Source organism: Luteibacter sp. 22Crub2.1 (assembly GCF_900167995.1).
In the GTDB taxonomy this organism is placed as follows: Bacteria; Pseudomonadota; Gammaproteobacteria; order Xanthomonadales; family Rhodanobacteraceae; genus Luteibacter; species Luteibacter mycovicinus.
The window spans coordinates 160,140-171,575 of sequence record NZ_FUYT01000013.1 but is presented as its reverse complement, the minus strand read 5'-3'; the positions used below and the strand labels follow the sequence as shown (position 1 = coordinate 171,575).

Genomic DNA, 11,436 nt, shown 5'->3' with positions numbered 1-11,436 from the left:
CAAGGCGATGGTCGCCTGGGCTCACGACCGTGGCGTGCAATTGAGGCATATCGAGCCCGGCAAGCCGAACCAGAATGCCTACATCGAATCGTTCAACGGACGGCTACGCGATGAATGCCTCAACGAGCACTGGTTTCCCAGCCTTCTGCACGCCCGCACAGAAATCGAAAACTGGCGCCGTGAATACAACGAGGAGCGACCGAAAAAAGCACTGGGCGGGCTGACGCCCGCCGCCTATGCAAAACAGTTACAGTAATTCCGGACTCAAACCGGACCGCTACTGAAGGCGGGGGGACGTCGCAGCAAGGCGGCATAATAACCACGCTGGGCGTGTCCTCCGTTTGTGGACGAAGGCAGGGCAATTTGGCCTCAACACGTTGCACGAATAGCCCATCCTCATGGTTGATCATAATGAGCGCAAATGACTTGGGATTTTTCTTAAGCCTGCTCCCCGGCCTCTACGTGGTGTTTCGAAACTTGCTACAGTTCAGACGGAGAATCGCACGAGCTGAACTTGTCGCGCGTTCCGAAGGGGATACGTTAGGCTTCGTGTGGGCGGGTTCGTTGAAATCGGACTTTGTCTTTCGCCCAGCATCCTTCCTCAAGCCCAGTGACGGGAATGGTTTGCGCGCGGCGAAGGAACAACTGCTTTCGTGTAGAAGGCGAACAATATCCACGCACGTACTCGGGGCGCTTCTAACGATCGTTGGCGGGATTGTCGGATCGTTGATTGCAACCGGATTCTGGCCCGCCCACTGAAGTCGGTGGGTGCCAAAGCGAAGGCAGCCCGCGAGCTTCCCGTAGCATTTCCCAATATTTTTCCTCGTGACCATCTGCCTCCAGACGCTTCGGGACCCTGGGCAAGGTCAATGCCCCTTCCTTCTTCGGTCGGACAACGGCTTGGCTTTCACCAGCCGAAAATACACCAGCCTGGTCTGCAGCTATGCCTTGCAGCAAGCGTATGCTTTAGCGGCCTGACCTGTGCAGGAAGCGGCGGGTCATTGCATTAGCGTTCGAACAGGCGGCAAAGACGGTCCGCAGATTGACGTTCCAGCGAATGATTCCAAGCCCCCGGAAATCATCCATTTTTCCGAGGATACCCAGATTCCTGACGAGCTGAAGCCAACGCCATGAAGAAATGGAAAAGGTTTTTTCCAGACCGTAGCCAAATCGAAACCCTTGGGACGTTAAAGGCGGGAGCCTATTTTATTGACCCCAGCGCTAATCCGGAGTGGGCATCGGTCTATTTTCCAACCAAAAGCGGGGGATGGGTTGCGCTCACTTGGAACTACTTTGACATCGAGTTCAAATTTGAGACTTACGGTATTTCGATTGAACCTGTTCAGCGGGCTCCGGCGACGTTGGTCGAGGCAGGCAGCATCGGAGAGTTCGAGCAGATAGACTTCTACGCCAAGACAGAGTGGACGAGGCCGACTGTTCTGGGAGAGGTGCCATCCCACTTTGAGCAGATTATCGAGGCTGCCGGACGTCTGGACCAGGTGCCCGCCGATGCGATATCTGTCGGCACGTCTCTCTATGCAGTCGTGTTTCGTTCAGTCGGCGGCGACTCAGACGTAATGATATGCATCGATGATGACGAGAGGTTCAGCCTCAAAGCAATGACTGGACCTCAGAGGATTATGGCTACCCTTCAAGGGTGTGATGTGTTCAATTCCGTTGAGCTTCTCAGCTGGGAGCCCCCTGTTTAGGCCTGGAATCAATCGACTTCGTTGCTGCACGTCATAATCGCCTCTCCCTAAGCGGTACGTAGCGCCAGCGTCGGTATCGGGAGCGCGTTCACTCGTGAAACTACCGACGGGAGGCACGGGGCTGTCCAACGCGAATGCGCCGAGCACAAAGGGATCTTCCTGGATGTCATCGAGCCCGGTAGACCGATGCAGAACGGCTTCATCGAGCGTTTCAACGGCAGCCTTCGGCGTGGCGCACTCGATATGCACGTCTTTCGGAACCTGACGGAAGTGCGAGAGCAGGCAGAGCTCTTGCTAGCTGACTACAACCGCGAGACCTCACAAGGCACTCTTGGCGGGCTGACGTCCGCCGAATTCAGGCATCAAAACGATCCGGCTGCCCCTGGTTATGGTTGGTGCTAACTAACGGGGGACGACATACCTAAGCCTGGCATTTGGCCACGAGCGCGGTCGATTCCAATCTTCAATTATCGAAAGAGATCGCGCGCCTGCTCGAACATGCTGACGATCTCGTCGGCGATGACTCGAATCGACGCGTCCTTGCGGTCGCGGCTGCGGGTCAGAAGATACACGTCCCTGGCAGCCGGTACCGATCCGAGATCGCAGATACGGAGCAGGGGGGTACTGCGGCCGATGTAGTGCGGGATGAGCGCCAGGCCCACGCCCGCCTGTGCAGCGATCGATTGCAGGAACTGGTCTCTCGCGCGGAACGCCACCCGCGCCCGGGGAAAGCGCTGCGACATCCATGCGGCCTGGGTGATATACCCGTCCGCTTCGTTGAAGCCAATCAACACCGGCTCGCCGCCGGCTTCGACCGAGCGACATGTCTCTTCGGTCCCATAGAACGCGTAACCCATGGTGGTCAGCGGGCGCGCAACGATGTCACCGTCCTTGGGTTTGTCGACCCGGATGGCGATATCCGCCTCGTGCCGTTCAAGGCTGACCGACCGCAGGGCAGGGGCAAGATCGATATCGAGCTGTGGATATCGCAACGCCAAAGGGGCAAGGCGCGAGGCGAGAAAGCCGGCTGACAAGCCTGGTGACGAGCTGATCCGGACCAGCCCGCTCGGCGACCCGTCGGCCAAGCCTCGCCTGAGGGTTTGCGCTGCCTGCTCCATGTCGCTGGCCGCCATAAGCGCCTGCGTCCCAGCCGCCGTAAGCACGTAGCCTTCCGGTCGCCGCTCGACGAGCTTTTCGCCCAGCGCCTGTTCCAGCGACTGCACCCTGCGCGCAACGGTCGCGTGATTGACCGAAAGCATCCGAGCCGTTGCGGAGAGACTGCCCTGCCGCGCCAGGGCCACGAAGACCCGGACATCCTGCCAATCCAGGTCTGTGCGTTTTTGCTCAGTCATTGATCGAAGATAGCTAATTTTCGAAGGGGCGACAGTGCCTTAAGTTCTGCCCATCCCGCAAGCAGAACGGACCACAGCCATGTCAAACACCAAGAAAGTAGCCATCGTCACCGGCGCGTCGCAGGGTATCGGCGAAGGCATCGTCAGAGGATTTCGAGCACGCGGCTACGCCGTGGTGGCCACGTCCCGCTCCATCAAGCCCTCGACCGATCCGGACCTTCTCACCGTGGCGGGTGACATCGGCGATCCGGAAACCGCAAGGCGCCTCGTTGCCGCTGCGGTGGACACGTTCGGTCGCATCGACACCCTCGTGAACAACGCCGGGATCTTCATCGGTAAGCCGTTCATCGATTACACCGAAGAAGATTATCGGCTGAAGCTGAAGACCAACCTCGACGGGTTTTTCTTCACTACCCAGCAGGTCGTCCCCGTGATGCTGAAACAGGGCAGCGGCCATCTGGTACAGATCACGGCGTCAACGGCCGAATTCGCCAGCTCCCGGGGGCCCGCCTTCATCGCCATGCTTACCAAAGGCGGAATGAACTCCGCCACCAAGAGCCTCGCTATCGAGTACGCGACGCGCGGCATTCGGGTGAACGCCGTGGCGCCCGGAGTCATCCGTACACCCATGCACGATCCGAAGCTGGTCGATGAGCTGGCCGCATTCCACCCGATGAACAAGCTGGGCGAAGTCGAAGACATCGTCCGCGCTGTGCTTTACCTCGAAGACGCCGCCTTCTCGACAGGCGAAATCCTTCATGTCGACGGCGGCCTGATCGCCGGTCGCTGAGCAAACCATGGGGGCGTTTGGCGTCCCCTTTATTCGGGAGAGTCGTAATGCCGATCGTGAACATTCTCGTGACCCGTGAGGGCACACGTCCTGGCGCAGAAAAAACCACTCAGGAGCAGAAGGCGGCCGTTTACAAAGGCATTGCCGACCTGCTGTTCGACGTTATGGGCAAGCCCCATGACGACACGATCGTTCTCTTTCAGGAGCACGAAATCGAAGATATCGGACAGAGCGGCTTGCCTTTGGCGGATTTCCGCGCAAGGAGGGATCGCGACCGACAGGTCAAGTCCTGACAGCAGTCCATCGCCTTCGTACGCATGGCGATCTCCATACGTCGCCGGTCCAGCATCCGATCAGCCAAGGGACTCTTATCTACCAGACCGAAGTAGCTCGGCGGCCATCACCTTCGGCGGTACTCGTCCGTGAACCGTTCGCCGGCAAGCGGGGCTTCGAGACGACGCACTTGGTGCGAAGGTAACGGACGGCATCAGTCCGAGGCGATGGCACCGCGAGAGGCGCCTCGACCGGGCGAATCAGCCATGGGCAGCTGAATCAAATGGTGGGCCCACCAGGACTCGAACCTGGAACCAAGGGATTATGAGTCCCCTGCTCTAACCATTGAGCTATAGGCCCACGCGGCTGCGAAGTGTAACGGTTGGCGCAGGGCATCGAAATGCCCTTTCGCCTACAGCCCTTGTCAGTTCGACATCAGGACCGCTTCGATCTCGGGGTTCTGCTGGGCGAATGACTGGCCAGCGACCGCGTCGCTCACGTGGGCCGCGATATAGGCGCAGCCCTCGGCCACCGTGGTCTTGTGCAGTGCGCCGGCGAGGTCCTGCATCGACTGGCGAACCTTCTCCTCGAGCCGGCCACGGTTGGCGTCGGTCGCTGCCGCCATCTCGGCGGTGGAGAAACCCGATGCCACCATGATCTTGTCGGCCCGCTCGTACTCGGCGTCGTGCTTGCGCTGGAACGCCTGCACGTAGGCGGAGAGGTCGACGCCCTCCGCACGGCATACGTCGCCCGTGGTGCGCCCGTTGAGCGTGTAGAAGCCGAGGAAGCGACCGGCGGCGAACCGCTTCTGGTCCGCGAGGGGGAGGCTTTTCAGGTCCTTGGCGATGGGGCTCTGGGACGAGGGGGTAGCGGCCGCTGGCGCAGTTTGCGGAGGCGCTGAATAAGCCTCTGCCGAGAGCGTCGCCATCATGGCGCAAGCGATCATCGAAGCGGGGCGGTAATACGACATATGCAATTTCCTTGAGCCCAGTTGGGTGTGTCGCCATTAGACAGCGGCGAAGGCTTCCCATCATGCCGTTGGGGGCCCCAGTGCGACGTGTCAACAAATACACACTAAAGCAGTATATATAACGTCGTTGGAGGCGCGTATATGATACAAGAGTGCGTATATAAGGCTGTTGGTCCAGGGTTTGATTGTGGATAGGCGTTTCAAGTCATTAACGATGGCCGAGGAGCTCGACGTCCGGCGGGGCCTGCTGGACAACATCGAACATAACCCGGGTCGACCTATACCAGAGACCATCCGTCTGGTGCGCACGACGCTGCGCCTCACCATTGCGGAGTACGCGAAGCTCTGCGGCGTGTCCGCGCGAGGGCTTCAGGATATCGAGCGTGGTATCAAAAGTCCGACGCTGGATACGGTGGCGAAGCTGCTTCGGCCGATGGGGTTGCGCGCGGGGGCGGTGACTCGTGAGCGGGCGGAGGGGAGGGGTGAAGGGTGAGGGGTTCCCATCGCCAGCGGGGCTGGCTCCTACCAGAGCAGGTTCCTGGCAAGACATAAGAAAACGCCCGCGTAAGCGGGCGTTTTGGCATCTACCGGTGACCCGATATCAGTCGATATCGAGGAACGAGCGCAGGGTTTCCGAGCGGCTCGGGTGACGCAGCTTGCGCAGGGCCTTGGCTTCTATCTGGCGGATGCGCTCGCGGGTGACGTCGAACTGCTTGCCGACTTCTTCCAGCGTGTGATCCGTGTTCATGTCGATGCCGAAGCGCATGCGCAGGACCTTGGCTTCACGCGGGGTGAGGCCGGCCAGCACGTCGCGCACGGTTTCCATGAGACCCGTTTCCGTGGCCGACTCGATGGGCGAGCTGGCGTTGGTGTCTTCGATGAAGTCGCCCAGATGCGAATCTTCGTCGTCACCGATCGGGGTTTCCATGGAGATCGGTTCCTTCGCGATCTTCAGGACCTTGCGGATCTTGTCTTCCGGCATCTCCATTTCCTTGGCCAGTTCTTCCGGCGTCGGCTCGCGGCCGAACTGCTGGAGCATCTGGCGGGAGATGCGGTTGAGCTTGTTGATCGTCTCGATCATGTGCACCGGGATACGGATGGTGCGGGCCTGATCGGCGATCGAGCGGGTGATGGCCTGACGGATCCACCAGGTGGCGTACGTCGAGAACTTGTAGCCGCGACGGTATTCGAACTTGTCCACGGCCTTCATCAGGCCGATGTTGCCTTCCTGGATGAGGTCGAGGAACTGCAGGCCGCGGTTGGTGTACTTCTTCGCGATGGAGATGACGAGACGCAGGTTGGCCTCGACCATTTCCTTCTTGGCGCGGCGGGCCTTGGCCTCACCGACGGACATCGCGCGATTGATTTCCTTGATGTCGGTCAGCGGCAGATACAGCGTGCGCTCGATAGCGGCCAGCTTCTCCTGTTCGCCGTCGATGACTTCGCGGTAGTTCTTGATGTTCGGCGACCACTTCTGACGCTTGCGCGACAGCTCCGCGGCCCACTCGAGGTTGCCTTCGTTCGACGGGAAGCTCTTGAGGAACTCGGCGCGCGGCATCTTCACCTGCTTGACGAAGATGTCCATGAGGATCCGCTCGTGGTGACGGATGTCGTTGACCACTTCGCGCAGCTTGCGCACGAAGCTGTCGATCAGCGCCGACGGGAGCTTGAGGTTGAGGAAGGCTTCCGACATCTGCTCGCGGATCTTCGCGACCTTCTTGTCGGCGATCTCGGCCTTGGGCGCGGTCTTCTGGAACTTGGCGTGCAGCGAGCGCAGTTCTTCCATGCGGCGCTTCACTTCCTCGGGATCCGGGCCGGTCGGGCCCGCTTCCTCTTCCTCGGCACCCTCGACGCCGTCTTCCTCGTCGTCGTCGCCTTCGGTGTCGCCGGCGGCTTCAGCGGCCTCGGCGGCTTCGGCCTTGGCCTGATCGGCGGCTTCCTCGAGGTCGGCGAAGCCGGCCAGGATTTCGCTCAGGCGACGCTTGCCCTCGACGTGCTGGTCGTATTCCTCGAGCAGCAGCTGGATGGTCAGCGGAAAGCTGGCCAGCGCGGTCTGAACCTGGCTGAGGCCTTCTTCGATGCGCTTGGCGATGGCGATTTCGCCTTCGCGGGTGAGCAGCTCGACCGTGCCCATCTCGCGCATGTACATGCGGACGGGGTCGGTGGTGCGGCCCACCTCGGCGTCGACGGCGGACAGCAGCGCCACGGCTTCTTCAGCGGCCGATTCGTCGTCGGTGCTGGTGCCGGGGGCGGCGCCATCGGAGATGGTGTCGGTGTCGGGCGCGGAATCATGGACCTCGATGCCGACGCCCTTGAGCACCGCCATGATGTCTTCGATCTGCTCCGGATCGACGATGTCGTCGGGCAGGTGGTCGTTGATTTCCGCGTAGGTCAGGTAGCCCTGCTCCAAGCCCTTGGAGATGAGCTGTTTGATTTCAGACTGCTGCTCGTGAGCTTTGTTAGTCATGCCGACCGCCGCGGGTTACAGGAACCGATCAGTATAGTCATTTGATGATTTTTTGACCAGTTTTCAAGTGGATCGGACTCATCGGGATCACGCAAGAATCGCGCCAGATGGCCGCTGGAGGCCGGGCGATCGCGCCACGATGAGGAGGGAGACGGGGACGAAGCCCCGCGCACTGACGCCTCAGCGCACCTCCAGACGGAAGGTGACCGGGCCATCGTTGATCAGGTGAACCTTCATATGGGCACCGAAGCGTCCGGTTTCCACCCCCGGGTGGGCCACCCGGGCCAGATCGACCAGCCGGTCGAACCAGCGCCGGCCTTCTTCCGGCGGCGCCGCGGTGGTGAAGCTGGGGCGCATGCCCTTGCGGGTATCGGCCGCCAGGGTGAACTGGCTGACGAGCAGCAGTCCGCCGCCGGTGTCCGACAGCGCCAGGTTCATCTTGCCCTCGGCATCGGAGAACACACGGTAGCCAAGCAGCCGCTCGAGCATCCGGGTGCACTGGGCCTCGCCGTCGCCCGGCTCCACCGCGACGAGAACAAGCAGGCCGGCGCCGATGGCGCCCACGGTCTGCCCGTCGACGTCGACGCGCGCGGATTCGACACGCTGAATCAATGCAATCATGTAGGGGTTTAACGGCCAGGGGGCGCCAAGCTTAAAGCGTGCGCGCGAGGCTTTACAGCGGCGGAGTCGGTCCGGGCCGCCTTGCCTTACACTTCTCCGGATGCGTCCGGATATCTATCTCCTCTACCTCCTGCTCCGTCTGGTCAGCCTGCTGTCCCTGCGAACTGTTCACCGCGCAGGCGCGTGGATCGGGCGCCGTTCGCTGCGCTCGAAGTCGCGCAGCGCCCGCTACAGCGCGGTCAACCTGCGACTGACCCGGCCGGAGCTGTTGGCAGGGGATCGCGAACGGCTTCTCGTCCAGACCATGGAAGAGTCCGGCAAGTCGGTGACGGAGGTGGCGGCGATCTGGGGCGGCGGCGCCGACCGGTCGCTCGGCCTGGTCCGCGAAGTGGTCGGCGGCGAGCTGTTCGAGGCGGCGCTCGCGTCCGGCAAGGGCACCATCATCGCCGCGCCACACCTCGGCTGCTGGGAGCTGCTCAATTACTGGCTGTGCAGCAAGACGCCCATGGCCATTCTGTATCGCCCGCCGCGTATTCAGGCCATCGAGGCTCTGTTACGCAAGGTGCGGGGCAAGCTGGCGCCGGAGCAGGTGCGGGCCGAGGGCGCCGGTGTGCGCACGCTGTTCAAGCGTCTCGGTGCCGGTGGCACGGTCGGCATCCTGCCCGACCAGAAACCGCGCGAAGGCGAGGGCGAGTTCGCGCCCTTCTTCGGCGTGGATGCGCTGACGATGGTGCTGCTGCCGCGTCTTGCGGCTCGCACCGGCGCGACGGTGCTCTTCAGCTTCGCCGAGCGCCTGGCCGATGGCGAAGGCTTTCGAATCCACATCCTGCCGGCGCCCGGAGGCATCGACAGCACGGACCTGAAAGTCGCCTGTGCGGCACTGAATCGTGGCGTCGAGCAATGCGTGGAACGTGCCTTTCCGCAGTACCAGTGGCACTACAAGCGGTTCACGGCGCACGATCGCCCCGACCCCTACAAGGTCAGCTCTTCCGCGACAGCCGGTTGAGGAAAACGGTCATTTCCTTGCCGGCCTGAATGTCGCCGCGACGCGTGGCCGCGTCGACCCCCTCGCGCCATGCGTCGGCCGCGCCTGTCTCGTCGTCTTTCGCGAGCAGCGCCTTGCCGAGCAGTTTCCACGCCGCGGAGTAGTCGCGGTCGAACGCCAGCGCCTCGCGGAACGACGTGGCGGCCTCGTCGTACATCCCGTCGCCCAGAAGCGCGTTACCGATGGAGAAGCGCAGCAGCGCCCCGTCCCTCGGGCCGCCCACCTGAGCTCGCAGACGCTCGACGAGGGGATCGGTCACCGGACTGCCGTCCGTGTGCGCCAATACTCCTGCGGGTAGAGCAGGGTGGGCTGCTTCGGCTCGGGCGGAGCCCGTCCGGATTGCAGCGCGGCCAGCGTGCCGGCATCCCAGATCATGAGCCATCCGGTGCGCGACGGCTGGATCAGCCGGGCGTAGCGGAAGGCTTCCGCGGGCGGATGCTTGGCGTAGGAGATGATGACGCCGTCGGCGTGATGGCGCGCGAAGTCGTCGAGGCTGTCACCGTCGTGCACGGCGTCGTCTTCGTCGTCTTCCATGGGCGCCGCCATACCGGGCACGACGTTGATGCGTGCGATCGGGTGCATCAGGCGGCCGGCGAAGTGGTACTGGCCGTTATACGAGACGCCCAGATTGCCGATGGGGCGCCCGGCCGCGTCGGCCTGCGCCAGGAACTGGGAGGCGGGCGCCAGGTCGTAGCGGTACCAGAGGCCCAGCGTGAACAGGGCATTGAGCGACACGGTGCCGATCAGGCCGGCGAAGGCCAGCCGGCGCATCTCGCCGCGACCGCGCAACAGCAACAGCGCGCCGAGCACGATGAAGATCACACCGAAGAAGCGCGCATACGGCGCCATGCCGGTCAGCCACATGTTGTCCGGGAAGCGCGAAGGCACCACGGACGGCATGGCGAACAAGGCGATAGCGAGCAGGAAGGCGCCGACCGAGAGCGGCCAGGTGCCCAGGGCATAGCTCGTGGCCAGCGCCTTGTGGCGCTCGCGCAGGTCGGCCACCGACGCGGCCACCAGCATCGTGACACCGGCCAGTTCGGGCAGCAGGTAGTACAGCTGCTTGCCGGTGACCAGTGAAAAGACCAGCAGCGCCGGCAGCAGCCAGACCAGCAGGAAACGCAGCCCCGTCTCCAGCGGCTGCCGCATCAGCGCGACAAACAGCGGCGCGATCACGAGGATCAGCAGCAGCTTCTCGGCCAGCGGCGGGAAATGCGCGAACGCGGCGGAAGTCAGCAGGAGCACCAGGGCGACGACCGCACAGGCGATCGCCCCACCGGTGCCGGCGCGCCATGGTTTGCGGAACAGTGCCGTCGGCAGCGCGACGATCCCGCGCAGCCAGCCGCTGAGCGGGAACACGATGACCGGCAGGAAAACCAGGTAGTACCAGGCGGGACGGGCGTGGTTCTGCAGGTCGGCGTTATGCGTTTCGACCACCCGGCCGGCGGTCTGGGTGAAGAACAGACGCTGGCGGTAAGCCTCGCCACCGGCCTGCCCGGCCGGCAGTGCCCAGGCCAGCAGGATCGCGAAGCCGAGCAGCAGGCCGAGCACGCCGAAGCCATACCAGCGTGCCTTGTTCTGCCGAGCCCAGTCGTTCCACAGGGGGCCGAAGAGCAGGGGGAACAGCACGTGCAGGGCCATCACCGGCCCCTTGGTCAGCAGGCCCGCGCCAACGAACAGGCCGAACAGCCACCAGCGGGGCTCCGCACGCGTGGCGGTCGGGGTGAGGGTGAGCAGCGCGGCCAGTACCCAGACGACGAGGAGCACCTCGTACATGATCTGCAGGCCGAACAGAAACGCGTAGGCGAAGCCCATAAGCAGCCACGGCGTGGCCTTGGCCACCCACGGGCGCGTCGGAAAGAGGCGCCCGGCCAGAACGGAGGCCAGTACGAGCTGCGTGCCGCCGAAGAGGACCTCGAGGAGGCGCGGCCACACATCGTTGACCCCGAACACGGCCCAGCCGGCGTGGATCATCCAGAACAGCAGCGGCACCTTTTCACTGTACGGCTCGCCGTTGATGTACGGCACCAGCCAGTGACCGTGCGCCCACATTTCCCAGGCGACCGCGAGGGTCCGCGTGGAAAACATCGGCATCGGACCGTGGGAAAAGATCGCGAGCAACGCCATCGCGGCCCACAGGGGCAGCCATGGCCAGAGGGCGCGGACATGTTCCGATCGGGTATAGGCGCTGTTGGACAAGGGCGTCGTC

The 11,436-nt window shown here is 62.9% G+C and carries 12 protein-coding genes, 1 tRNA gene and 1 pseudogene; 7 read left to right on the top strand and 7 right to left on the bottom strand.

Going from position 1 to position 11,436, the window contains the following annotated elements; all coding sequences use genetic code 11:
• The 3 genes and pseudogenes from B5X73_RS14950 to B5X73_RS14940 all read left to right on the top strand — a co-directional run.
• A partial coding sequence (locus B5X73_RS14950) for an integrase core domain-containing protein (protein WP_139382797.1) occupies positions 1-256 on the top strand: 256 nt, incomplete at its 5' end.
• Between the two features lie 874 nt (positions 257-1,130).
• Positions 1,131-1,709 carry a hypothetical protein gene (locus B5X73_RS14945; RefSeq protein WP_079522381.1) on the top strand — a complete coding sequence of 193 codons (579 nt, stop codon included), beginning with the start codon at positions 1,131-1,133 and terminating at the stop codon, positions 1,707-1,709.
• Between the two features lie 132 nt (positions 1,710-1,841).
• A pseudogene (locus B5X73_RS14940) lies at positions 1,842-2,111 on the top strand (transposase); the annotation flags it as partial.
• Between the two features lie 65 nt (positions 2,112-2,176).
• On the opposite strand, the gene B5X73_RS14935 reads toward B5X73_RS14940, so the two are convergent.
• Entirely contained in the window at positions 2,177-3,061 is an 885-nt protein-coding gene (locus tag B5X73_RS14935) for a LysR family transcriptional regulator (protein ID WP_079522379.1), read from the bottom strand.
• A gap of 79 nt (positions 3,062-3,140) precedes the next feature.
• On the opposite strand from B5X73_RS14935, the gene B5X73_RS14930 reads away from it, so the two are divergent.
• Positions 3,141-3,851 carry an SDR family NAD(P)-dependent oxidoreductase gene (locus tag B5X73_RS14930; protein ID WP_079522378.1) on the top strand — a complete coding sequence of 237 codons (711 nt, stop codon included), beginning with the start codon at positions 3,141-3,143 and terminating at the stop codon, positions 3,849-3,851.
• 47 nt (positions 3,852-3,898) lie between these two features.
• The gene (locus B5X73_RS14925) at positions 3,899-4,144 is read left to right on the top strand and encodes a tautomerase family protein (protein ID WP_043696452.1); all 246 of its coding nucleotides are present in this window, start codon (positions 3,899-3,901) and stop codon (positions 4,142-4,144) included.
• Between the two features lie 264 nt (positions 4,145-4,408).
• Here the strand turns inward: B5X73_RS14925 and B5X73_RS14920 are convergent.
• Positions 4,409-4,484, bottom strand: a tRNA-Ile gene (locus B5X73_RS14920).
• A gap of 64 nt (positions 4,485-4,548) precedes the next feature.
• Positions 4,549-5,094 carry a hypothetical protein gene (locus B5X73_RS14915; protein WP_079522377.1) on the bottom strand — a complete coding sequence of 182 codons (546 nt, stop codon included), beginning with the start codon at positions 5,092-5,094 and terminating at the stop codon, positions 4,549-4,551.
• 214 nt (positions 5,095-5,308) lie between these two features.
• Between B5X73_RS14915 and B5X73_RS14910 the strand changes: the two genes are divergently transcribed.
• The gene (locus B5X73_RS14910) at positions 5,309-5,587 is read left to right on the top strand and encodes a helix-turn-helix domain-containing protein (RefSeq protein WP_217699781.1); all 279 of its coding nucleotides are present in this window, start codon (positions 5,309-5,311) and stop codon (positions 5,585-5,587) included.
• Positions 5,588-5,695: 108 nt separating this feature from the next.
• Here B5X73_RS14910 and rpoD read toward each other — a convergent pair whose 3' ends face one another.
• On the bottom strand, positions 5,696-7,561 hold the full coding sequence (gene rpoD, locus B5X73_RS14905; RefSeq protein ID WP_036109469.1) for an RNA polymerase sigma factor RpoD: 1,866 nt from the start codon (positions 7,559-7,561) through the stop codon (positions 5,696-5,698).
• A 180-nt stretch (positions 7,562-7,741) separates the two neighbouring features.
• Positions 7,742-8,182, bottom strand: coding sequence for a D-aminoacyl-tRNA deacylase (gene dtd, locus B5X73_RS14900; protein ID WP_036109472.1), 441 nt, complete (start codon positions 8,180-8,182; stop codon positions 7,742-7,744).
• 100 nt (positions 8,183-8,282) lie between these two features.
• On the opposite strand from dtd, the gene B5X73_RS14895 reads away from it, so the two are divergent.
• The gene (locus tag B5X73_RS14895) at positions 8,283-9,188 is read left to right on the top strand and encodes an LpxL/LpxP family acyltransferase (RefSeq protein WP_079522376.1); all 906 of its coding nucleotides are present in this window, start codon (positions 8,283-8,285) and stop codon (positions 9,186-9,188) included.
• Here B5X73_RS14895 and B5X73_RS14890 read toward each other — a convergent pair.
• Together B5X73_RS14890 and B5X73_RS14885 are read right to left on the bottom strand one after the other, a co-directional pair.
• Positions 9,163-9,486 (bottom strand): tetratricopeptide repeat protein, encoded by a 324-nt coding sequence (locus B5X73_RS14890; RefSeq protein WP_036116966.1) that lies wholly within the window; start codon positions 9,484-9,486, stop codon positions 9,163-9,165. The genes B5X73_RS14895 and B5X73_RS14890 overlap by 26 nt on opposite strands.
• Positions 9,483-11,426 carry an ArnT family glycosyltransferase gene (locus B5X73_RS14885; protein WP_079522375.1) on the bottom strand — a complete coding sequence of 648 codons (1,944 nt, stop codon included), beginning with the start codon at positions 11,424-11,426 and terminating at the stop codon, positions 9,483-9,485. The genes B5X73_RS14890 and B5X73_RS14885 overlap by 4 nt, the downstream gene beginning before the upstream one ends.
• Between the last annotated feature and the right edge of the window lie 10 nt (positions 11,427-11,436).